General features: G+C 70.1%; 24 protein-coding genes and 3 tRNA genes. 4 read left to right on the forward strand and 23 right to left on the reverse strand.

Annotated features, from left to right (window positions below; all coding sequences use genetic code 11):
• Position 1: 1 nt before the first annotated feature.
• From ACIQI8_RS22755 to ACIQI8_RS22785, 7 genes are all read right to left on the reverse strand, one after another.
• Positions 2-1,444, reverse strand: coding sequence for an MFS transporter (locus ACIQI8_RS22755; RefSeq protein ID WP_402353374.1), 1,443 nt, complete (start codon positions 1,442-1,444; stop codon positions 2-4).
• Positions 1,445-1,576: 132 nt separating this feature from the next.
• Entirely contained in the window at positions 1,577-2,164 is a 588-nt protein-coding gene (locus tag ACIQI8_RS22760) for a TetR/AcrR family transcriptional regulator (RefSeq protein ID WP_402353377.1), read from the reverse strand.
• Positions 2,165-2,360: 196 nt separating this feature from the next.
• Positions 2,361-2,789 carry a MaoC family dehydratase gene (locus tag ACIQI8_RS22765; protein ID WP_402353380.1) on the reverse strand — a complete coding sequence of 143 codons (429 nt, stop codon included), beginning with the start codon at positions 2,787-2,789 and terminating at the stop codon, positions 2,361-2,363.
• Between the two features lie 7 nt (positions 2,790-2,796).
• Entirely contained in the window at positions 2,797-3,249 is a 453-nt protein-coding gene (locus tag ACIQI8_RS22770; protein WP_402353383.1) for a MaoC family dehydratase N-terminal domain-containing protein, read from the reverse strand.
• Between the two features lie 102 nt (positions 3,250-3,351).
• Positions 3,352-3,516, reverse strand: coding sequence for a 50S ribosomal protein L33 (gene rpmG, locus ACIQI8_RS22775; RefSeq protein ID WP_003948671.1), 165 nt, complete (start codon positions 3,514-3,516; stop codon positions 3,352-3,354).
• Between the two features lie 88 nt (positions 3,517-3,604).
• Positions 3,605-3,677: transfer RNA gene (locus tag ACIQI8_RS22780), tRNA-Met, on the reverse strand.
• 46 nt (positions 3,678-3,723) lie between these two features.
• A tRNA-Thr gene (locus tag ACIQI8_RS22785) sits at positions 3,724-3,796 on the reverse strand.
• A 283-nt stretch (positions 3,797-4,079) separates the two neighbouring features.
• On the opposite strand from ACIQI8_RS22785, the gene ACIQI8_RS22790 reads away from it, so the two are divergent.
• On the forward strand, positions 4,080-5,375 hold the full coding sequence (locus ACIQI8_RS22790; protein ID WP_402353386.1) for an amidohydrolase family protein: 1,296 nt from the start codon (positions 4,080-4,082) through the stop codon (positions 5,373-5,375).
• A 178-nt stretch (positions 5,376-5,553) separates the two neighbouring features.
• Complete coding sequence (locus tag ACIQI8_RS22795) at positions 5,554-6,210, forward strand: NAD(P)H-binding protein (RefSeq protein WP_402353389.1); 657 nt, start codon at positions 5,554-5,556, stop codon at positions 6,208-6,210.
• Between the two features lie 25 nt (positions 6,211-6,235).
• Here ACIQI8_RS22795 and ACIQI8_RS22800 read toward each other — a convergent pair whose 3' ends face one another.
• Together ACIQI8_RS22800 and ACIQI8_RS22805 are read right to left on the reverse strand one after the other, a co-directional pair.
• Positions 6,236-6,448, reverse strand: coding sequence for a hypothetical protein (locus ACIQI8_RS22800; protein ID WP_402353392.1), 213 nt, complete (start codon positions 6,446-6,448; stop codon positions 6,236-6,238).
• Positions 6,449-6,611: 163 nt separating this feature from the next.
• Positions 6,612-6,693: transfer RNA gene (locus ACIQI8_RS22805), tRNA-Tyr, on the reverse strand.
• 225 nt (positions 6,694-6,918) lie between these two features.
• On the opposite strand from ACIQI8_RS22805, the gene ACIQI8_RS22810 reads away from it, so the two are divergent.
• Complete coding sequence (locus ACIQI8_RS22810) at positions 6,919-7,407, forward strand: YajQ family cyclic di-GMP-binding protein (protein WP_402353395.1); 489 nt, start codon at positions 6,919-6,921, stop codon at positions 7,405-7,407.
• Between the two features lie 107 nt (positions 7,408-7,514).
• On the opposite strand, the gene ACIQI8_RS22815 is transcribed toward ACIQI8_RS22810, so the two are convergent.
• A complete protein-coding gene (locus ACIQI8_RS22815; protein ID WP_402353398.1) occupies positions 7,515-7,781 on the reverse strand; it encodes a GlsB/YeaQ/YmgE family stress response membrane protein in 267 nt (88 codons plus the stop codon).
• A gap of 150 nt (positions 7,782-7,931) precedes the next feature.
• Here ACIQI8_RS22815 and ACIQI8_RS22820 point away from each other — a divergent pair, with 150 nt between their 5' ends.
• Positions 7,932-9,215, forward strand: a complete 1,284-nt coding sequence (locus ACIQI8_RS22820) for an APC family permease (RefSeq protein WP_402353401.1) — start codon at positions 7,932-7,934, stop codon at positions 9,213-9,215.
• A 40-nt stretch (positions 9,216-9,255) separates the two neighbouring features.
• On the opposite strand, the gene ACIQI8_RS22825 is transcribed toward ACIQI8_RS22820, so the two are convergent.
• The 13 genes from ACIQI8_RS22825 to ACIQI8_RS22885 all read right to left on the reverse strand — a co-directional run bounded on the left by ACIQI8_RS22825 (position 9,256) and on the right by ACIQI8_RS22885 (position 21,954).
• Positions 9,256-9,822 (reverse strand): SMI1/KNR4 family protein, encoded by a 567-nt coding sequence (locus ACIQI8_RS22825; RefSeq protein ID WP_402353404.1) that lies wholly within the window; start codon positions 9,820-9,822, stop codon positions 9,256-9,258.
• Between the two features lie 133 nt (positions 9,823-9,955).
• The gene (locus tag ACIQI8_RS22830) at positions 9,956-10,348 is read right to left on the reverse strand and encodes a YccF domain-containing protein (RefSeq protein ID WP_402353407.1); all 393 of its coding nucleotides are present in this window, start codon (positions 10,346-10,348) and stop codon (positions 9,956-9,958) included.
• On the reverse strand, positions 10,345-11,208 hold the full coding sequence (htpX, locus tag ACIQI8_RS22835) for a zinc metalloprotease HtpX (protein ID WP_402353410.1): 864 nt from the start codon (positions 11,206-11,208) through the stop codon (positions 10,345-10,347). Before htpX ends, ACIQI8_RS22830 begins: the two co-directional genes overlap by 4 nt.
• Positions 11,209-11,435: 227 nt before the next feature.
• The gene (locus tag ACIQI8_RS22840) at positions 11,436-12,959 is read right to left on the reverse strand and encodes an NADH-quinone oxidoreductase subunit N (RefSeq protein WP_402353413.1); all 1,524 of its coding nucleotides are present in this window, start codon (positions 12,957-12,959) and stop codon (positions 11,436-11,438) included.
• Positions 12,956-14,530, reverse strand: coding sequence for an NADH-quinone oxidoreductase subunit M (locus tag ACIQI8_RS22845; RefSeq protein ID WP_402353416.1), 1,575 nt, complete (start codon positions 14,528-14,530; stop codon positions 12,956-12,958). Before ACIQI8_RS22845 ends, ACIQI8_RS22840 begins: the two co-directional genes overlap by 4 nt.
• A 6-nt stretch (positions 14,531-14,536) precedes the next feature.
• On the reverse strand, positions 14,537-16,531 hold the full coding sequence (locus ACIQI8_RS22850; protein WP_402353419.1) for an NADH-quinone oxidoreductase subunit L: 1,995 nt from the start codon (positions 16,529-16,531) through the stop codon (positions 14,537-14,539).
• A complete protein-coding gene (nuoK, locus tag ACIQI8_RS22855; RefSeq protein WP_402353422.1) occupies positions 16,528-17,010 on the reverse strand; it encodes an NADH-quinone oxidoreductase subunit NuoK in 483 nt (160 codons plus the stop codon). The genes ACIQI8_RS22850 and nuoK overlap by 4 nt, the downstream gene beginning before the upstream one ends.
• On the reverse strand, positions 17,010-17,846 hold the full coding sequence (locus ACIQI8_RS22860; protein WP_402354121.1) for an NADH-quinone oxidoreductase subunit J: 837 nt from the start codon (positions 17,844-17,846) through the stop codon (positions 17,010-17,012). The genes nuoK and ACIQI8_RS22860 overlap by 1 nt, the downstream gene beginning before the upstream one ends.
• Positions 17,847-17,881: 35 nt before the next feature.
• A complete protein-coding gene (locus tag ACIQI8_RS22865; protein WP_402353425.1) occupies positions 17,882-18,733 on the reverse strand; it encodes a 4Fe-4S binding protein in 852 nt (283 codons plus the stop codon).
• 2 nt (positions 18,734-18,735) lie between these two features.
• A complete protein-coding gene (locus ACIQI8_RS22870; RefSeq protein WP_402353428.1) occupies positions 18,736-19,704 on the reverse strand; it encodes an NADH-quinone oxidoreductase subunit H in 969 nt (322 codons plus the stop codon).
• Positions 19,701-20,891, reverse strand: coding sequence for an NADH-quinone oxidoreductase subunit C (locus tag ACIQI8_RS22875; protein ID WP_402353431.1), 1,191 nt, complete (start codon positions 20,889-20,891; stop codon positions 19,701-19,703). The genes ACIQI8_RS22870 and ACIQI8_RS22875 overlap by 4 nt, the downstream gene beginning before the upstream one ends.
• On the reverse strand, positions 20,888-21,556 hold the full coding sequence (locus tag ACIQI8_RS22880; RefSeq protein ID WP_402353434.1) for an NADH-quinone oxidoreductase subunit B: 669 nt from the start codon (positions 21,554-21,556) through the stop codon (positions 20,888-20,890). The genes ACIQI8_RS22875 and ACIQI8_RS22880 overlap by 4 nt, the downstream gene beginning before the upstream one ends.
• Positions 21,547-21,954, reverse strand: a complete 408-nt coding sequence (locus tag ACIQI8_RS22885; RefSeq protein ID WP_402353437.1) for an NADH-quinone oxidoreductase subunit A — start codon at positions 21,952-21,954, stop codon at positions 21,547-21,549. The genes ACIQI8_RS22880 and ACIQI8_RS22885 overlap by 10 nt, the downstream gene beginning before the upstream one ends.
• Positions 21,955-21,968: the final 14 nt, after the last annotated feature.

Consider the following 21,968-nt stretch of genomic DNA (forward strand, 5'->3'; position numbering starts at 1 on the left):
GTCAGCCGGCGATCGACTCCAGAGCCGGAGCCTGCTCCTCCGTGCGCGAAGACTCCCCCGCCTTCTCGGAGCGCCTCGTCGGGATGAGCAGCGCAGCGACACCGGCGAGAGCCACAACGCCCGCCCCGGTCACGAGCGCCGGCTGCAGGCCGTCCACGAACCTCTGCCCGGACTCGTAGCCCCCTTGAGACGCGAAGATCGACGCCATGATGGCGATGCCGAGCGCGCCGCCCACCTCACGCAGCGCGTTGTTCGCCCCGGACGCGATCCCCTGTTCCTTGGGCAGGACGCTGGACATGACCAGGTTGGCTGCCGGGGCGAAGTACAGGGCCATCCCGATGCCGCTGATGATCAGGCCCGGCAACTGGACCGCGTAGGAGACATCGGGCGTGACCACGGACGCCATCCAGCCGAGGCCGACGGCCTGGAGGAAGAGGCCCGTGGCGACCACAGGGCGGCCGCCGATCCGGTCGGAGAGGATGCCGGCGACGGGCGCGACCAGCATCGGCATACCGGTCCAGGGCAGCATCCGCAGACCCGCCTCGGTGGGCGAGTAGCCGAGCACGCCCTGCATGTACTGGCTGAGCAGGAAGATCGACCCGAACATCCCGAGGAACATCAGCAGACTCGCCGCGTTGATGCCGGCGAAGGCACGCGAGCGGAACAGCCGCATCGGGAGCATGGGGTTCTTGGCGCGGATGCTGTAGAGGACGAACCCGACGAGCAGCGCCGACCCGGCGAACAGGCCGGTCAGGACCAGAGGGCTGTTCCAGCCGTCGGAGGGGCCGCGGACCAGCCCGTAGACGATCCCGAAGAGGCCGCCGCTGGCGAGCACCGTGCCGGGTACGTCGAGCGGCGCACCCGTGCCGAAGGACTCGGAGAGGCGAAGGCGGGCCAGGGGCAGCAGCGCGATGCCGAGCGGAACGTTCAGCCAGAAGATCCAGTGCCAGGAGATGTGCTCGGTGAGGCTGCCGCCGATGAGGGGACCGGATGCCACTGCGAGGCCGTTGACCGCGCCCCAGATGCCGAACGCCATTCCACGCTTGGCGGGTGGCACGGCCGCCGTCAGGAGCGTCAGGGTCAGCGGCATCATGATCGCCGCGCCCACGCCCTGGACCGCGCGGGCCGCGATGAGGCTGTCGATGCCGGTGGCCATGGCCGCCGCGGCCGACGAGACGGTGAAGACGCTGATGCCGACGAGGAACATCCGGCGGCGGCCGAACCGGTCGCCAAGTGCCGCGCCGAACATCAGGAGCACGGCGAAGGTGAGCGTATAGGCGCTCACGGTCCATTCGAGGTCCCCCAGCGCGCCGCCGAGATCCTTGCGGATGGAGGGCAGGGCGGTGGTGACCACGAGGTTGTCGAGGGCCGCCATGAATCCGGCGACGCTGGTGATGACGAGGGCCCAGACGGTTCCCCCGCGACGTGCTGTCTGCTCTGACATCGCTCCCCCAGAGAGTGATCAGTCGCTTAGGTGGGTCTACTGGTTGACGCTTGATTAGTTATTGATTACTAACTTTTGCGGGCACGGAAAGGCGGTTGCGGCGCCCTCCCGCGGTTGTCCGGACTATTCGTTCTATTCGTTCCGGATGACCTGATCGCATGGATGGCCCTTGAGCCGCGAATCCGACCCGAAGCCTTCCCAGACCCGGTGTTCGGGTGAAAAGCCCATGGCCACCAGGCAGTTGATGAGCATTCCGTGCGCCAGGAACGACGTCGTCTCGTCGACGTCCGCGCCGAACGACAGCCGCAGCGTGTCCCACAACCGGGACCAGCCCGCGCGCATCTCCTCGCCCAATTCGAGATCCCCGGCCTGTTCGGCGGCGGCCACGGCGACATACGTCTGCATCTGCATCAGCAACCGCTCCGGCTGCTCCGCGATGACCTTGCGGTACGTCTCCCCCATGGCCTGCAGGGCCTCTTCGCCCTGCAGCCCCTCGGCGGCCTCCTCGAACGTGCGGATCGTGTCGTCCACACACCGCTGCGCCGCGGCGAGGAAGATCGCCTTCTTGCCCGGGAAGAGCCGGAAGAGATACGGCTGCGAGACACCGACGCGCTTGGCGATCGCCTCGGTCGACGTGCCGTAGTACCCACCGCGGGCGAACTCCTCGGTCGCCGCGCGGATGACGCTCTCGCGCCTCTCTTCTGCGCTCATCCTGACCATACGAAGAAGTTAGTACTCAATCACTAACTAAGTCAAGGGCGGGTGCGGGATGCGAGCGGAGGGTGCGAAAGGGGCTGGTGTGCGGTGCCGGCCGTGGGCCGAGGGGCTGGTGTGAAGTGCCGGCGGTGGGCCGAGGTGCTTGTAAGGGGCGCTCTCTACGGAGTACGCCCCTTACACCGCGCCACGCGTGCGTGCCTCAGCCCAGTCGTACGACCGCCCGGGACATGCCCAGCACCTTCTGGCCGGCGCTGGTCGCCGTGAGGTCCACGCGGACCGTGTTGTCGTCGAGCTTGGCGGCGACCTTGCCGCTGACCTCGATGACCGCGCCCTGGTCGTCGTTCGGGACGACGACGGGCTTGGTGAAGCGGACGCCGTACTCGACGACCGCGCCCGGGTCGCCGGTCCAGTCGGTGACCACGCGGATCGCCTCGGCCATGGTGAACATGCCGTGCGCGATCACGTCCGGCAGCCCGACCTCCTTGGCGAACTTCTCGTTCCAGTGGATCGGGTTGAAGTCCCCGGACGCGCCCGCGTACTGGACGAGCGTGGCACGGGTCACGGGAAAGCTCTGGGCGGGCAGCTCGGTGCCGACCTCGACGTCGTCGTAAGCGATCTTCGCCGTCATCGGTTCCTCACGCCCCCTCTGCCGCGCGGGAGACCAGCTTGGTCAGGGCGGTCACGACGTGCTCGCCCGCCTCGTCGTGGACCTCGCCGCGGATGTCCAGGATGTCGTTGCCGGCCATGGACTTGATGGCCTCGATGGTCGAGGTGACGGTGAGCCGGTCGCCGGCCCGCACGGGGCGGACGTAGACGAACTTCTGGTCGCCGTGCACGACCCGGCTGTAGTCCAGGCCCAGCTGCGGGTCCTCGATGACCTGTCCCGCGGCCTTGAAGGTGATCGCGAACACGAAGGTCGGCGGGGCGATCACATCGGGGTGACCGAGCGCCTTGGCGGCTTCCGGGTCCGTGTACGCCGGGTTGGTGTCCCCCACCGCGACCGCGAACTCACGGATCTTCTCCCGGCCCACCTCGTACGGGTCGGTGGGCGGATAGGTCCGCCCCACGAAGGACTGGTCGAGCGCCATGGCTCGGCACCTCCTGTTGTCTGAACCGGTCGGTAACCGGGGCCGATAACGACACGAGGCCGCCCCCCGAACTGCGGGGGCGGCCTCGTGTACGAGCCTGATTTATCGCGTTTCGCGGTGCGCGGTGTGCGCGTTGCAACGCGGGCAGTGCTTCTTCATCTCCAGTCGGTCCGGGTTGTTACGCCGGTTCTTCTTGGTGATGTAGTTCCGCTCCTTGCACTCCACGCAGGCCAGCGTGATCTTCGGGCGGACGTCGGTGGCAGCCACAGGAGTGCTCCTTGACGAACGAATGGGACGATTAACGCATAGAAGAGTAGCCGATCGAAGGACCGACCCCGCAATCGGCTACTGTCAGTAGCGGTGACCGGACTTGAACCGGTGACACAGCGATTATGAGCCGCTTGCTCTACCGACTGAGCTACACCGCTGTGATGCGATCGGTTCCCGCCACGTGACGGGAACCTCCCACACCAGAGCCCCAATACGGAATCGAACCGTAGACCTTCTCCTTACCATGGAGACGCTCTACCGACTGAGCTATTGGGGCGAGCGATGAAGACATTACACGCTCGGCAGCCGTTCACCCAAATCCGTTTCGTGGCCCCCATACAGGGCCATCCAGCCGCTCCCTCAGCGGCCTCCGGAGCCCCTCGGGACCGTCGGACCACACCGGTACGACTATTGCGCTCCTCCCCGACACGGGCGGATCACCGCCCTAGGCTCGACTCACTCTGCGTGATCTTGCCTCCCGGTTGAGCACCGGTACGCAGTGCGGGTGCTCACCGGCACGCGATGCCCGAGTCCGCGCAGCCCCGAGCCCCTGGAGCGCGATGCCCGACAGCCAGCCGCAGCCGCCCCACTCGTCGTCTTCGTCGTCTTCCTCCTCCGGTTCCTCGGGCCCTTCGGGCGCACCCGGACAGGGCGATTCGGCCTCCCTGCTGCTGTGCGGGGCGCGGCTGACCGACGGCCGGACGGTGGACGTACGGCTTGGCGGCGGGCGTATCGAGGCGGTCGGTACGGCCGGCAGCCTGGCGACGGACGCCGCTCGCGGCTGCGGCGCGCGCGTGGACCTCACCGGCTATCTGCTGCTCCCGGCCCCGGCCGAGCCGCACACGCACGGCGACACCGCTCTGTCCGCTGACGGCGAGGGCCCCGCCTCCTCCGCCCCCGAGGACGTCCAACGCCGGGCGACCGAGGCGGCGCTGCTGCAACTCGGCCACGGGGCGACCGCGGTACGGGCGCACGTGCGCGTGGGTGACGTCCAGGGGCTCGGCGCGCTGGCTGCGGTGCTGCAGGCACGGCGTTCACTGCGTGGCCTGACGGAACTGACGGCGGTCGCCATGCCGCGCCTGCTGACCGGGGTGGCCGGCGCGGACGGGCTCGCGATGCTCCGGGACGCGCTGAAGATGGGCGCGTCCGTGGTGGGTGGCTGTCCCGACCTGGACCCCGACCCGACGGGGTACGTGGAAGCGGTCCTCGAGGTCGCCTCCGAGCACGGCTGCCCGGTCGACCTGCACACCGACGCCGCCGATCCGGCGCGCCTGGCCCGCCTCGCCGCGATGTCCGGCGGACTGCGCACCGGCGTGACCCTCGGCCCGTGCGGTGGCCTGGACCGCCTGCCCGCCGACGCGGCCCCGCGCATCGCCGACGGGCTCGCCACGGCCGGCGTGACCGTGGTGTGCCTGCCGCAGGGCGGCTGCGCCGCCGTCGACCGCCGCGACACGGCTCCGGTACGGCTGCTGCGCTCGGCCGGCGTACGCGTCGCCGCGGGCAGCGGCGCCCTGCGCGATCTGTCGAACCCGGTGGGCCGCGGGGATCCCCTGGAGGCGGCCTACCTCCTCGCCTCCCGCTACGGCCTGCGCCCCGAGGACGCCTACGACGCCGTGAGCTCCTCCGCCCGCACCGCCCTCGGCCTGCCCGAGGTCCGCGTCGAGGCCGGTTTCCCCGCCGAACTCCTCGCAGTCCGCGGCGACCGCCTCGCCGGCGCCCTCTCCCTCGCGTACAGCCGCATCGTCGTACACCGGGGGCGCGTGGTGGCACGCACCAGCGCGGTACGGGAGTACTGCAACTCGGCGGCGGCAGCGGAACTGGGGTTGCCCCGACAGGGGCGGGGCGAGGTGTCCTGACCGGGCGTCTCGCAACCGGGGTCGTGACGGGGCGCACGAGCGGGTGGTGGACGCCTCAGCCGCACGAGCCACCCGCACGCACTCCCGCGTACGCCCCTGCCCTCTCCCTCTCCCCCGCCCCTGATGCGTGGCTCAAGTCGTGCGGCGGATGCGGCTGTCCGGGCGTACGGTCGAAGACATGCGCATTGTCATCGCTGGTGGTCATGGTCAGATCGCGTTGCGGCTGGAGCGCCTGCTCGCCGCGCGCGGAGACGAGGTCGCGGGGATCATCCGCCACCCCGAACAGGGCGACGACCTGAGGGAGGCCGGCGCCGAACCGGTGCTCCTGGACTTGGAGTCGGCATCGGTCGAAGAGGTCGCGGAGAAACTGCGGGGAGCCGACGCGGCGGTCTTCGCGGCGGGCGCGGGCCCGGGCAGTGACGCCGCCCGCAAGGACACGGTGGACAAGGGCGCGGCGGTCCTGTTCGCGGACGCGGCGGTCAAGGCGGGCGTACGACGGCACGTGGTCGTCTCGTCGATGGGCGCCGACCCCGCGCATCAAGGGGACGACATCTTCGACGTGTACCTGCGCGCGAAGGGCGCGGCGGACGCGTACGTGCAGGGCCTGAGCGCGCTGGACTCGACGATCCTGCGCCCCGGGGCCCTCACGAACGACGCCGGCACCGGTCTCGTCCGCCTGGAGGCCAAGACGGGCCGCGGTTCCGTCCCGCGCGACGACGTGGCCGCCGTACTGGCCGAGTTGGTGGACAGCGTCGCGACGGCCGGGCTGGTCCTGGAACTGGTCAGCGGCTCGACGCCGGTGTCGGTGGCGGTCAAGTCGGTCGCGGGGAACTGAGCCCCACGGCGGCCCGCTGGATCAGCTAGAACAGCGGGAGCTGGCCGGGAAAATCGGGCACCGCGTACCCGTCCAAAGACGGCTGCGCGGCACCCAGCTGCGTCTGCCGACGCGAGCCCGGACACGACACCAACTCCCCCGCCTCCCGCGCCCCGGGCGGGTCATGCCGCGCAAACCGTCCGGCGACCACAGCAATCTCACGCCGGCATTCGGGACAGCGTCTACGGGGAGTGGACATGCTGTCAGTGTGCCCTGAGGGGTGGTGGGTTGCGGGTGCGCGCGGCCGGGGTGGGGTGGGGTGGGGTGGAGTCTCGTGGGGCGGAGCATGAGGAATCCGACCGAGCACGCAAAGACCCCCTCCCTCTGCGTTTCCGCAGTATGGAGGGGGTCTTTTTCCCGTGTGGCGGCGCCAGGATTCGAACCTGGGAAGGCTGAGCCGGCAGATTTACAGTCTGCTCCCTTTGGCCGCTCGGGCACACCGCCGGGGGTTGCTGCCGTTCGAACCGCTTTTCGGCGGTGCTCGCTGGCAACGACGTAAACAATACCCGATACGGAGGGGTGCTTCGCCACCCGATTGATCTGCGCTCGGGGGACATGGGGTGGCTAGGCTTGTGCGGATGCGGACCGGGTCGACGCCCGGCTCGGCGGCCACCCCCGCGCCCGCCGACACGCACCCGACAAGCACCCCGATACAAGGAGCCACAGGACATGGCCGACTCCAGTTTCGACATCGTCTCGAAGGTCGAGCGGCAGGAGGTCGACAACGCCCTCAACCAGACCGCCAAGGAGATCTCGCAGCGCTACGACTTCAAGGGTGTGGGTGCCTCGATCTCGTGGTCCGGCGACAAGATCCTGATGGAGGCGAACTCCGAGGACCGGGTCAAGGCCATCCTCGACGTCTTCCAGTCCAAGCTGATCAAGCGTGGGATCTCGCTGAAGTCCCTGGACGCCGGTGAGCCGCAGCTCTCGGGCAAGGAGTACAAGATCTTCGCGTCGATCGAGGAGGGCATCTCCCAGGACAACGCGAAGAAGGTGGCGAAGATCATTCGCGACGAGGGCCCCAAGGGCATCAAGGCCCAGGTGCAGGGCGAGGAACTGCGCGTCAGTTCCAAGAGCCGTGACGACCTGCAGACCGTGATCGCCCTGCTCAAGGGCAAGGACTTCGACTTCGCCGTGCAGTTCGTGAACTACCGGTAGATGGCTGCCGGCTGCTCGGCCGTTGCACGAGGAAGGGTGGGCACAGACTGTGCCCACCCTTCTCGCCTGCTGGCCGCAGTCCAGGGGTGTGCGGTGTGCTCAGCCGCTCAGTCGCGCGAGTTGCCGAACACCAGGCGGAAGGCGATCAGGAGGACCAGCGAGCCTCCGATCGCCGCGGCCCAGGTCGCGCCGTCGTAGAAGTCCTTGGAGATCGGGTGGTCCAGCCAACGGGCCGATATCCAGCCACCGATGAACGCGCCCGCGATCCCGATCAGCGTCGTGCCGATGAAACCGCCCGGGTCGCGGCCCGGCAGCAGGAACTTGGCGATGGCTCCGGCCAACAGCCCCAGAATGATCCAGCTGATGATGGTCATGCCGTGAACCTGCCCTTCCGCGCTGTGCCCGCACTGTCCGGGCACTGTGATTTCGGGCGCGTCTGCTCGTGCTTGATGCTCATGCTCTGTTGAGGGATGGGACGTCTTTACGGTGCTTCTCGGTTGCAACTGATCAGTAAGGTTTCGGCCATGACATCGCCTGGTTCGGATCCGTCCGGTTCGAGTCCACCCAGTTCTGATCCGACCGAGCTTCGGCGCACTCTGGGGGTCGGGGACGCCGTGGTCATCGGGCTCGGTTCGATGCTCGGGGCCGGCATCTTCGCCGCCCTCACACCCGCGGCACGCGCTGCCGGGTCCGGCCTGCTGCTCGGCCTCGCGGTCGCCGCCGTCGTCGCGTACTGCAACGCCACGTCGTCGGCTCGGCTGGCCGCCCGCTATCCGGCCTCGGGCGGCACGTACGTGTACGGACGCGAGCGGCTCGGGGCCTTCTGGGGCTATCTCGCGGGCTGGTCGTTCGTGGTCGGGAAGACGGCCTCCTGTGCGGCGATGGCGATCACGGTCGGGGCGTACGTCTGGCCGGGACAGGCGCATGCCGTGGCGGTCGCGGCCGTGGTGGCGCTGACCGCGGTGAACTACGGCGGCGTCCAGAAGTCCGCCTGGCTGACGCGGGCGATCGTGGCGGTGGTCCTCGCTGTCCTCGCTTCCGTGGTGGTCGTGTGCCTGGGGTCCGGCGCGTCCGACGCCGGGCGCCTGGACGTCGGCGTCTCGGGTGGTGTGGGCGGGGTGCTGCAGGCGGGCGGGTTGCTGTTCTTCGCGTTCGCCGGGTACGCGCGCATCGCGACCCTCGGTGAGGAGGTACGGGATCCGGCGCGCACCATCCCACGCGCGATCCCGCTCGCCCTGGGCATCGCGCTGGCGGTCTACGTGTGTGTCGCGGTGGCCGTCCTTTCCGTGCTGGGAGCCGGCGATCTCGGTCGGGCGAGCGCTCCGCTGTCCGACGCGGTGCGGGCCGCCGGTGTACCGGGGCTGGTGCCCGTGGTGCGGGTGGGTGCCGCGGTGGCCGCACTGGGATCGTTGCTCGCCCTGATCCTGGGCGTCTCACGGACAACGCTGGCCATGGCCCGGGACCGGCATCTGCCGAGCGCTCTGGCGGCCGTGCACCCGCGCTTTCAAGTCCCGCACCGGGCCGAGCTGGCCGTGGGCGCGGTGGTCGCCGTCCTGGCCGCCACAGTGGACATGCGAGGTGCGATCGGGTTCTCCTCCTTCGGTGTGCTGGCCTACTACGCCGTGGCCAACGCCTCGGCCTGGACGCTCGATTCGGCTCCGGCGGCCCGTGCGCTACCGGCGCTGGGACTTGTCGGGTGCGTGGTCCTGGCCTTCTCTCTGCCGGTGACGTCGGTGATCGTGGGCGCGGGTGTGCTCGTCGTGGGAGTGCTGGCGTACGGCGTGCGGCGGCGATTGGCGTCCCGATAGTGGTCGGGGTGAGGTCCGGCGAGGTCCGGAAACCTGCCTGTCAGGATGCCCGCTCGGCCGTCGTGCGTATGCGGAAGTCGGCCCAAGGAGCCATCTCCAGCTCCTCGTTCATCTCCTCGTACCAGCCGGTTCCGTCGACCCAGGCGCGCAGCCAGTCCGTGAGGTCGGGGGCGTCGATGAACCAGGCGTGGTCGGCCTCGGCGGCGTTCGGCTCGTAGAGGAGGACGGTGGCCTGTGGGGTGTGGCAGTCCACGCAGGCGTACATCGCGCAGCCCCAGTGGGATATCGGCAGGACGCCCTCGGGCCAGGGCCACTCCGGGTCCTTGCGGCCGTCCTTGCGGTTGGCGAGGTACTGCACGACGGCGGCGGGCTCGCCGGCGGGCGGGCTGTCGAGCAGGGGCAACAGGCCGTATTCCGGGCCGAATCCGCCGTCCCCTATCCGCAGGTAGAGGTCGGCGAGCAGGGGCGGCAGGGAGAAACCGAGCGTGGCCTCGGCGCGGGCCAGGGTGGCGGCGTCGACGGGCTCAGGGAGGGAAGTCCAGCCCCACGGATGGGTGTTGCGCGCCTTGGCGGCCACCCGTGCCAGCAACTGCTCGTTCTCGGTCATGGGTTCATGATGCAAGGCGGCACTGACAATCGAACCGGCCTGTGGACAACTGCCGGGTTGTGGAAAACGCCTCGGCCCGGGCGACGGGGCGACCGATCGTCCACCCTCTGCCCGGGCCGTGTGTTCTGCGTGCCTAGCGTGCCGCGAAGGGCTGGTCCGTCGGCACGATCTCGCGGCCGAGCGGCAGCAGTGAGACCGGGATGAGCTTGAAGTTGGCGATACCGAACGGGATGCCGATGATCGTGATGCACAGGACGATGCCGGTGACGATGTGCGCCAGAGCCAGCCACCATCCCGCGAGGATCAGCCAGAGCACGTTGCCGATGCAGGACGGCGCCCCGGCGTCGCGGCGCTCGACCGTCGTGTACCCGAAGGGCCACAGGGCGTAGATGCCGATGCGGAAGGCCGCGATGCCGAATGGGATCCCGATGATCGTGACGCAGAGGAGGACGCCCGCGAGCAGGTATCCGAGGAAGAGCCAGAAGCCGCTCAGGACGAGCCAAATGACGTTCAGGATGGTTTTCACTGGGGTCGACCTGCCATCTTCTCGAGACGGGCGATGCGCTCCGCCATCGGCGGATGTGTCGAGAACATCTTGGAGAGTCCCTGGCCCGGGCGGAAGGGGTTCGCGATCATCATGTGGCTCGCGGTCTCGATCCGGGGCTCGGGGGGCAACGGCAGCTGCTTGGTACCGGCTTCGAGTTTGCGAAGGGCGCTGGCGAGCGCGAGGGGGTCGCCGGTGAGCTGAGCTCCGGACGCGTCGGCCTCGTACTCCCGGGACCGGCTGATGGCCAGTTGGATGACGGTGGCCGCGAGCGGTCCCAGGATCATGATCATCAGCATGCCGAGGATGCCGGGGCCGTCGTCGTCGTTCGAGCGGCCGATCGGGATCAGCCAGGCGAAGTTGACCAGGAACATGATCACGGAGGCGAGGGCGCCGGCCACCGACGAGATGAGGATGTCGCGGTTGTAGACGTGGCTCAGTTCGTGGCCGATGACGCCACGCAACTCGCGCTCGTCGAGGAGGCGCAGGATGCCGTCCGTGCAGCACACGGCGGCGTTGCGCGGATTGCGGCCGGTCGCGAAGGCGTTGGGTGCTTCCGTCGGCGAGATGTAGAGGCGGGGCATGGGCTGGCGGGCCTGGGTGGAGAGCTCACGGACCATGCGGTAGAGGGCGGGGGCCTCGAACTCGCTGACCGGGCGGGCGCGCATCGCGCGTAGCGCCAGCTTGTCGCTGTTCCAGTACGCGTACGCGTTCGTGCCCAGTGCCACCACGACCGCTACGACGAGCCCCATGCGGCCGAAGAAGCTGCCGATGACGATGATGAGGGCGGACAGTCCCCCGAGGAGTACTGCGGTCCTTAGCCCGTTGTGCCGGCGGTGCACGGTACGCCCTCCAAATCGCGCAGCAGGGGAACCCTTTGCTTGCTGATCCTGCGTGTTGTCTCCGATGCCACCGGTGCCGTGGTGTCACGTCCAGTGGACCCTCCCTCACTGGTCAACGCCAGGCGAGGGCCTCTAGTTCCCTTGTGCGCGCGGCGCGGGGCATGGACCGTCCGGGTGATGGCGGCCTCTGCTGCCTGCTTCTGCCCCGGAAGAGCGGGGTGCCGGTTCTAGAAGAGTGCCGTGTCGGCGAAGCGCAGGACCAGTTGTGGAGCGCCGGACAGGGCGACGGCGAGGGCGCCGGTGAGGGTGATGGCCGCCGTGAGCGGGGCGGGCAGACGGTGCTTGACGGGCTCGCCCTCGGGGGCGCGGAAGAGCAGGGCCGTCCACTGGAGGTAGTAGAAGAGCGCGATCACCACGTTGACGGCCATGACCACGGCCAGCCAGCCGAGGCCCGCGTCCACGGCCGCCGCGAACACGGTGACCTTCGCGAAGAGACCGATGATGCCCGGCGGCAGTCCGGCCAGACAGAGCAGGAAGAAGGCCAGGAGCAGGGCGGCGAGGGGGTTCTTGGCGTACAGGCCGCGGTAGTCCGTGATGCGGTTGAGGGTGCGTGTACGCCCCACCAGTGCGGCCACCGCGAAGGCGCCGAGGTTCACGGCTGCGTACATGAGGGCGTAGGCGACCGTGGAGCCGATCGAGTGCTCGGCGTCGTCGGAGTAGGCGGCCGCCGCGATCGGTACGAGGAGGTAGCCGGCCTGGCCGACCGACGACCAGGCGAGCAGGCGTACCGCGCTGTACGCGCGCGTGGCTTGTTGGCGCAGGGCGCCGACATTGCCGACGGTCATGGTGAGCGCGGCCAGGGCAGCCAGCGCGGGGCCCCAGACATCGGCGTACGAGGGGAAGGCGACGACAGTGACGAGGATCAGGCCGGAGAAGCCGACCGCCTTGCCGACGACCGAGAGGTAGGCGGCGATCGGCAGGGGCGCTCCCACGTAGGTGTCGGGCACCCAGAAGTGGAAGGGGACGGCAGCGACCTTGAAGGCGAAGCCGACGAGGGTGAGGACGACGCCGGTCTGGGCGAGGGTGTGGAGCTGTCCGTCGACGTGCTGGATGCGGTCGGCGACCTGGGTGAGGTAGAGGCTGCCCGTGGAGGCGTACACGAAGCTGATGCCCATGAGGCTGACGGCGGTCGCGGTGACCGACGACAGGAAGAACTTGAGGGCGGCCTCGGAGGACTTCCGGTCGCCCTGCCGCAGGCCCACGAGAGCGAAGGCGGGCAGAGAGGCGACCTCCAGGGCGACGATCAGGGTCGCGAGGTCGCGGGAGGCGGGCAGGAGGGCGGCGCCTGCGGCGGAGGACAGCAGCAGGAACCAGTACTCCCCTTCGGGGAGTCCCTTGTCGGCGTCCTTGAGGGCGGTGACCGACAGGAGAGCGGCGAGGAGGGCGCCGCCGAGGACCAGGAACTGGATGACCAGGGTGAAGCGGTCCGCGGTGTAGCTGCAGACGTCGGCGTCGCCGTTCAGACAGAAGGTGGAGCGGTCGCCGTCCAGGAGCGGCAGCAGGAGGAGTGCGGAGGCGGCGAGACCCGCCACCGAGAGCCAGCCGAGGAGCGCCTTCTTCTGTTCGCCGACGAACAGGTCGGCGACAAGGACGACGAGTCCGACGATCGCCGCGAGGGTGGGCGGCGCGATGGCGAGCCAGTCGACGGACTGGACGAGGTTCGCGGCCAGCGGCTGGACCGGGCTGCTCATCGGGTGCCTCCTGCGAGGAGCTGCTGCACGGCCGGGTCGGTGAGGCCGAGGAGGGCCTTGGGCCACAGCCCGGTGACGACGGTGAGGGCGACGAGCGGGGTCCAGGCGGCGAACTCGTAGGACTGCACGTCGGCGAGTTGCGGTGCCTCCTGCGGTACGGCGCCCATGCAGACGCGGCGGACCACGATGAGCATGTAGGCGGCGGTGAGGAGCGTGCCGAAGGCCGCGATCGCCATGAAGGTGAGGAACGCCGGGCGGCTGAGGTCGTCGGCGGGCTTGAACGCGCCGAACAGTGCCAGCATCTCGCCCCAGAACCCGGCCAGTCCGGGCAGGCCGAGCGAGGCGACCGCGCCGAAGGCGAGCAGGCCGCCGAGGCGCGGGGCCTTGCCGTACAGCGCGGCGCCGGTCTCCTTGGCGAGGGTGTCGAGGTCGGTGCTGCCAGTGCGGTCCTTCAAGGCGCCGACCAGGAAGAAGAGGAGGCCGGTGATGAGGCCGTGGGCGATGTTGGCGAACAGGGCGCCGTTCACGCCGGTCGGGGTCATCGTCGAGATGCCGAGCAGGACGAAGCCCATGTGGCCGACTGAGGAGTAGGCGATGAGGCGTTTGAGGTCGCCCTTCGCGCCCTGTCTGGCGAGGGCCAGGCAGGCCAGGGAGCCGTAGATGATCCCGACCACGGCGAAGGCGGCGAGGTAGGGGGCGAAGGTGCGGAAGCCGTCGGGGGCGATCGGCAGCAGAATCCGGACGAAACCGTACGTACCCATCTTGAGCATGACGCCGGCCAGCAGGACCGAACCGACGGTCGGCGCCGCGGTGTGGGCGTCGGGCAGCCAGCTGTGCAGCGGCCACATCGGCGTCTTGACCGCGAGCCCGATCCCGATCGTCAAAACGGCGATGACCTGCACGGATGTGCTCAGCGACCGGCCGTTGTCAGTGGCGAGTGCCACCATGTCGAATGTGCCCGCCTTGATCCCGATCAGGAGCAGGCCTAGCAGCATGACGACCGAACCGAGCAGTGTGTAGAGGATGAACCGCCAGGCGGCCCGGGTCCTGCCCTCGCCGCCCCAGCGGGCGATGAGGAAGTACATCGGGACGAGGACCATCTCGAACGCGAGGAAGAACAGCAGCAGATCGAGGACGGCGAAGCTCGCGAGGGTGCCGGACTCCAGGACGAGCACCAGCGCGACGAAGGCCTTCGGGGTCGGGCCCGCAGGCATCTTGAAGTAGGAGTAGAGCGCGCAGAGGAAGGTCAGCAGCGCGGTCAGGACCAGAAGGGGGAGGGAGATGCCGTCGATGCCGAGGTGGATCCGCACGTCGAGTGCGGGGATCCAGCTGATGTCCGTCGTGGCCTGCATCTTCGACGGGTGGTCGTGGTCGAAGCCGAGTGCGAGGACGATCGCGGCGATGAGTACCGCGCCGGTGACGGTCATGCCGTGCCGCAGCACGGCCTGTTCGGGCGACTTCCCCTTCAGCCCGGGCGGGGCGGGCAGGAGAGCGGCGACCGCGCCGAGGAGCGGCGCGACGACGACGAACGCCAGAAGGAACTGCATCACGGACTCGTTGATATCGATCACGTGTGCTCACGCTCCCGTGGCGACGAGGAGGGCGGCGACCGCCAGGACGACGGTGCCGGCGAGCAGCGCGCTCACATAGGTCTGCGTATTGCCGGTCTGGGCACGCCGTACGGCGGACCCGAGCAGGCGGGGCAGGGCACCCGCACCACGTACGTAGGTCTCGACGACCTCGCGGTCGAGGAACCGGACGAGACTCGCGCCCGCCAGGACCGGGCGGACGAAGAGGGCCGCGTACACGGCGTCGAGGTGGAAGCCGACGGCCGCGTGCCGGTGCAGCGGGCCGAGCAGCATCCGTCCGGGGTCCGCGGGGTCGGGCGCTGAGGCCACGTCACCGTACGCGGGTGCGTGGCTGGCGATCGCCTCGGCCTCGACGAGTCCGGCGTCGCCTTCGGGGTGGGCGGCGACCGCGCCGAGCGGGACGCGGGCGGCGAGTGAGGTGGTGTGCCGCCACGCGCCGTAGGTGACGATGCCGCCGACCAGGGCCACGCCCGTGCCGAGCACGGAGGTGGTGAGGGTCGGGGTGAGGTCGCGGCCGTCGAACCAGCCGGGCAGCGATCGGTAGGCGAGTCCGCCAAGGGCGAGGGACGGGACGGCGAGCACCCACAGCACCACGGTCATGGTGCGGGGCTGGCGGCCGTGGTCGGGGGCTTCGGCGCCGTGTCCGCGGAAGGCGAGCAGCCACAGACGGGTGGCGTACGCCGCGGTGAGCAGGGCCGTGAGCAGGCCGGCGACAAGGACGGTCCAGCCCGCCGCGCCGGGGGCGTGCTCGGTGTGGCCGGTGGCGACGTGTTCGGCGGCACCGAGGACGGACTCCTTGGAGAAGAAGCCACTGAAGGGCGGGATCGCGGCGAGCGCGAGAAGCGCCACGGTCATCGTCCAGAAGGCGTCCGGGACGCGGTCGCGCAGGTTGCCCATGCGGGACATGGCGGCCAGCGAGTTGGTGCCGGCGGCGTGGATGATCACGCCGGCCGCGAGGAACAGCAGCGCCTTGAAGGCGCCGTGGGACAGGAGGTGGAAGACGGCGGCACCGCGGTCACCGACGGCCAGGGCGCCGGTCATATAGCCGAGTTGACCGATCGTCGAGTAGGCGAGGACGCGCTTGATGTCGTCCTGGGCGAGCGCGGCGAGACCCGAGCCGACCATCGTGACGGAGGCCATCACGGCGAGGACGACCATCGCGGCCTGCGAGGCCTCGAACACCGGGAGGAGACGGGCCACGAAGTAGACACCGGCGGCGACCATCGTCGCGGCGTGGATCAGCGCGGAGACGGGGGTCGGGCCGGCCATGGCGTCGGGGAGCCAGGTGTGCAGCGGGAACTGCGCCGACTTGCCCGCGACGCCGGCCAGGAGCAGCAGGGCGATCAGGGTCGGGTGGTCGAGGCCGCCGCTCGCGACCGTGCCGAGGACCTTTGTGATCCGGAAGGAGCCGGCGTCGGTGGCGAGGGCGAACAGGCCGATGAGAAAGGGGACGTCACCGAGCTTGGTCACCAGGAAGGCCTTGATGGAGGCGGCGCGGGCCTCCGGGGTCTCCCAGTAGTGGCCGACCAGGAAGTACGAGCAGATGCCCATGATCTCCCAGCCGACCAGCAGCACGATCAGGTCGCCGGAGTAGACGACGAGCAGCATCGCGGAGGTGAAGAGGGAGACGAGGGCGGCGTAGGAGGGGTAGCGCGGGTCGTCGCGCAGGTAGCCGGTCGAGTAGATCTGCACGCAAAACGCGACGACGGTGACCAGTACGGCGACGAGGGCGGCGAAGCCGTCGATGTGCAGGGCGAGTCCGATCGGGACCGAGCCGGTGGGCGTGAGCTCCGTGGCGGCGTCGACGGCCCGGTCACCGCCCTGGCGCACGGCGACCAGCACGGCGAGCACGAGGGAGGCGAGGGGCGGCAGGATCGCGAGCGGGCGAACGAACCCGGGGGCCGTTCGGCCCAGGAGCAGGCCGGCCGCCGCACCCAGGAACGGCAGGAGGGGGACGAGGACGGCGAGGGTGGTCGTGGTCACGCGGTGGCCTCAGCCTTCCCGGCCCGACCGGCCCGACCGGCCCGACCGGTCGTGCGGGCGTCACTGTCGGCGCCGTCGGAGTCCCAGCCGTCGGAGTCGGAACCCCCGGGAGCCGGCCCATCGGATTCCGGCCCATCGGATTCCGGCCCGTCGGGCTCATGCCCCTCGGCGGTGTCGCGGAGCCGGTCGATGTCCGAGGTGCCGCGGTTGCGGTAGACGGCGAGGACGATCGCCAGGCCGATGCCGATCTCGGCGGCGGCGATGGCGATGGTGAACAGGGTCAGGGCCTGTCCGGAGTGCAGGGTGTCCCGGGCGGTCCTGCTGAGCCAGACGTCGAAGGCGACGAGGTTCAGGTTGACGGCGTTGAGCATCAACTCGACGGACATCAGGACGAGGATCGCGTTGCGGCGGGCCAGGACGCCGTACACGCCGGTGCAGAAGAGAAGAGCGGCGAGAACTGCGGGATAGGCGAGGTGCATCAGCGGGTGCCTTCCTGCTTGGCAGGGCTGGTTCCCTCAGCCGGGCCGGTTTTCCGTACCGGGCTGGTTCCCTCAGCCGGGCCGGTTTTCCGTACCGGGCTGGTTCCCTCAGCCGGGCCGGTTCCCTGTACCGGCCTGGTTCGCTCCGCCGGGCTGGTTCCCGATTCCGGGATATTTCCCCCGATCGGGTTATTCCGGGAATCCGGGACAGATGGGGAACTCCGCGTGATCGACCGGGAGTTCACAGGGGGAGAACTCGACTCCGCCTTCGCCTTGCGGGACAGGACGATCGCGCCGACCAGGGCCGCGAGGAGAAGGACGGAGAGGGCCTCGAAGGGGAGCACCCAGTTCTGGAACAGGCTCGCTCCGGTGACGGCGGTGGTGCCGGCGGCCGGGCCGTCCAGATCGATCCAGGTCGCGCGGAAAGCGTCGACGACGACCCAGACCAGGGCGGCCGCGGCGGCGACGGCCACGGTGAGGGCGGCCCAGCGGTTGCCGGAGTCGGCGTCCGGGGAGCGGCCGATGGGGGCCTTGGTGAGCATCAGACCGAACAGAAGGAGGACGACGACGGAACCGACATAGATGAGGACCTGCACCCAGGCGATGAACTCGGCGGTGAGCAGGAGGTATTCGACGGCCAGACCACCGAGGGTCACCACCAGCCACAGGGCGGCGTGCACCAGCTGTCGGGTGGTGACGCTGACAAGCGCGGCGCCGAAGGTGACCAGGCCGACGAGGAGGAACGCGACCTCGACGCCGGTCGGGGAAAGGAAGCCGTGGGTTTCGGCGGCGGTCGTGGTCAGCGTGGGGTGCGCGGCGGTGGCAGGCACGTTCAGGGCGTGCGTCGCGGCGGTGGCGGCTGCGGCGAGGGTCACGATGTGCCTCCCTCGGCGTCGGAGGACTTGGGCGGCTCGGGTTTGGCGGGCGGCTCCGCCGGGGTGGGCGGCTCCGCCGAGGTGGACGGGTCTGCAGGGGTGGACGGGTCTGCCGGAGTGGGCGGCGTGGGGACGTCCGCCGGAGCAGGTGCTGTGGGCGGCGCGGGCTGCTCCGCCGGGGTGGGCGGCAAAGGACGGGTCGGCTCACTCGACGCGTCCTGCCCAGCCGGCGTGACCTGCTCCGCCTGGCCGGCCGCCGCGACCTGTCCGACCTGCCCAGCCTGAGTCGCCTGAGTCGCCTGCGCCGCCGCCAGTTTCTCGGCGGTCTTGTGGGCGGCGGCGATTTCCTTCGGTTCCTCCGCGCCGGGGTCGAGGGCCGGTGGGGCCGGGACGGTCCACATCCACTCGCGGAGCTTGTCCCGCTCGTGGGTGAGGTCACGGATGTCGGTCTCGGCGTACTCGAACTCAGGTGACCAGAACAACGCGTCGAAAGGACAGACCTCAATACAGATACCGCAGTACATGCACAGGGAGAAGTCGATGGCGAAGCGGTCGAGGACGTTGCGGCTGCGCTCGCGGCCGCCGGGGGTCGCCGCCGGGACCGTCTCCTTGTGGGAGTCGATGTAGATGCACCAGTCGGGGCACTCACGGGCGCAGAGCATGCAGACCGTGCAGTTCTCCTCGAACAGGCCGATCACACCGCGGGTGCGGGGCGGGAGGTCCGGCTGAACGTCCGGGTACTGCTCGGTGACGGTCCTCTTCGTCATCGTGCGGAGGGTGACAGCCAGACCTTTGGCCAGGCCGGAGCCGGGAAAACGGGGCCGGGTGGGCGGAAGGGGCTCGGCCATGGTTAGGAGATCACCACCTTGACGATGCCGGTGAGGGCGATCTGGGCGAGGGAGAGGGGGACCAGGAGGGTCCAGGAGAGTTTCTGCAGCTGGTCCTCGCGCAGGCGGGGATAGGTGACGCGGAGCCAGATGACGACGAAGGCCAGGACGGCTGTCTTCAGCAGGGTCCAGACCCAGCCGAGGCCGTCGGCACCCCAGGGGCCGTGCCAACCGCCCAGGAAAAGGACGGTGGTCAGGCCGCACAGCACGATGATTCCGGCGTACTCGGCGAGGAGGAACAAGGCGAAGCGCAGACCGGTGTACTCGGTGTAGGCGCCGAAGATGATCTCCGAGTCGGCGACGGGCATGTCGAAGGGCGGGCGCTGGAGTTCGGCGAGGCCGGCGACGAAGAAGACGATCGCGCCGACGATCTGCCAGGGCAGCCACCACCACTCGAAGGCGTCCAGGATGCCGGGGAGGGAGACGGTGCCTGCCGCCATGGCCACCGAGGCGGCGGTGAGCAGCATCGGGAGTTCGTAGGCGAGGAGTTGGGCGGCGGTGCGCAGGCCGCCCAGGAGGGAGAACTTGTTGGCGGAGGCCCACCCGGCCATGAGCGAGCCGAGGACGCCCACACCCATCACCGCGAGCACGAAGAAGATGCCCGCGTCGAGGACCTGGCCGACCGCGCCCTCGCCGGGGCCGATGGGGATGGCCAGCAGGACGATCAGGTACGGGAGGAGGGCCACGGCGGGGGCCAGTTGGAAGATACGGCGGTCCGCGCCCGCCGGGACCACGTCTTCCTTCTGCGCGAACTTGACGCCGTCCGCGACGAGTTGGGCCCAGCCGTGGAAGCCGCCGGCGTACATCGGGCCGAGACGGCCCTGCATGTGGGCCATGACCTTGTGCTCGGTCTGACCGACGATGAGGGGGAAGGTGAGGAAGACGACGAAGACGATCAGGAGTCGCAGGGCGACGTCGAGAGCGTCGTTCACTGCGGGCCTCCTGCGGGGTCTTCGGGGGCTGGTGCTTTGGGGACGGCGTCGGGATCGGCGGCTTGTTCCGTTCCCGACGCGGATTCCGAAGCGGACTCCGTGGATTCCGAGGTGCGCTCCGCAGATTCCGAGGTGGGTTCTGGACTGGATTCCGGGCTGGATTCCGGGGCGTCGAAGGCCGGGCGGGCGTGATGCCACGGTGCGTCCGGGCTGCGAGGGGCCGTGGGTGCCGTCGGCGGCGTGGCGGTCTCGCCCTCGCTCCGGTCGTCGGACGGCGGTTGCGATTGCTGTTCCGGAGTGGTCGCCGACTGTTGGCTCGCGGAGCCCTGAGACGCGGTGCGGTTGCGCCGTGGCGAGGCAGGAGCCGGCGCGGGCGTGGCCGCATCGGTTGCCGGTGCCGACGGTCCCTCCGCCGGACCAGTCCCCGCCGGACCGGTCCCCGCCTGACCAGTCCCCGCCTGACTGGCGGAGCCCTCCGCGGCGGTGCGGGCGCGGCGGGGCGGACGCTCGCCCGCGGCTCGGGCGGGGCGGTCGGCCGGGGCCTGGCCGGGGCGTTCTACCGCCGCGCGGCCCGGTGCTCGGCCGGCTGCGCGGGTGGGGCGGGCCGGTGCCGGGGGCAACTGGCCCTTCTGGGGGCCCCATTCGTTCGGGTCGGGGACGCCAGGGGGGAGGGTCTGGCGGCGTTTGGGGCCGCCGTGGTCGGACTCGCCCGGTTCCTTGGCGCCGGGCCAGGCCTTGGCGACGCGGGCCGCCAGGACGAAGTCCTTGCGCAGGGGGTGGCCTTCGAAGGTTTCCGGGAGGAGGAGGTGGTCCAGGGCGGGGTGGCCGTCGAAGGCGACGCCGAACATCTCGTGGGTCTCGCGCTCGTGCCAGGCGGCGCCCGCGTAGACGTCGACGGCGGAGGCCAGGGCCGGTGACTCGTGCGGGACGGTCGTGCGCACCAGGAGACGGCGGACCGGGGACAGTGCCACGACGTGGGCCGAGACGCGGAAGCCGGTGCCCGGTTCGTCGACGGCGCTGAGCCAGTCGAAGTAGGTGCAGCCCAGTTCGTCGCGGGCCACGCGCAGTGCGGTGAGCCAGGTGGCGGGCGGGACGTCGACCGTCAGGACGTCGTAGGACTCCTCGGCGGTGGCCTCCGTACCGAAGAGTTCTTCGGCGGCGGCGGGGAGCCAGCCGATCGTCGTCATCGTGCGTCCCCTTCGGCCGACCCGGCCGGTCCGACCGCAGGGGTCGGCGGGGGCTTCACCAGGTCGCTCTGCAGGGCCGCCGTCGACGGGCGTGGCGCGGCGGTGCCGTAGCGCTCGGCCAGGGACTCCCGGGCGATCTTCTCCTGGAGTTTGAGGATTCCCTGGAGGAGGGCCTCGGGGCGGGGCGGGCAGCCGGGGACATAGACGTCGACGGGGATGATCTGGTCGACGCCCTTGGTGACGGAGTAGGAGTCCCAGTAGGGGCCGCCGCAGTTGGAGCAGGCACCGAAGGAGATGACGTACTTGGGTTCCGGCATCTGTTCGTAGAGGCGCTTCACGGCGGGGGCCATCTTGTCCGTGACCGTGCCGGAGACGACCATCAGGTCGGCCTGGCGCGGGCCGGGCGCGAAGGGGATCACGCCGAGGCGGATGAAGTCGTGGCGGGCCATGGACGCGGCGATGAACTCGATGGCGCAGCAGGCGAGGCCGAAGTTGAAGACCCAGAGGGAGTAGCGGCGGCCCCAGTTCAGGACCACCTTCATCGGCTCGGGGGCGAGGCGGGCGAGGGCGCCCAGCCGTTTCGGCTCGGGGAGGTACACCGGCTCCGCCGCCGGCATCGGCTCCGGCGCGGACGAAGGCGAGGTCACTTCTGGCGTCACGTCCATGCCAGGACGCCCTTCTTGTAGGCGTACAGCAGGCCGACGGCGAGGAAGCTGAGGAAGATGAACATCTCGACGAGGGTCGCCGCGCCGTAGCCGGGGGCGGCGAAGACCGTGGCCCAGGGGAACAGGAAGATCGAGTCGACGGCGAAGATGACGTAGAGGAAGGCGTAGACGTAGTAGCGGACCTGGGTGTGGGCCCAGCCCTCGCCGACGGGGTCGACGCCGCACTCGTAGGTCAGGAGCTTCTCGGGGGTGGGGACCACCGGGCGCAGCAGACGGCCGGCGCCGAAGGCGACGGCGACGAAGAGCACGCCGACGACGGCGAGCAGTCCGACGACCGAGTACGACTCGAAGTAGTCCGCCGCGACGACGGTCGGATCGAGGACAGTCGGTTCCCGCACGTCCGCGTCCGTCC

It is taken from the genome of Streptomyces sp. NPDC092369, from assembly GCF_044755245.1.
Classification (GTDB): Bacteria; Actinomycetota; Actinomycetes; order Streptomycetales; family Streptomycetaceae; genus Streptomyces.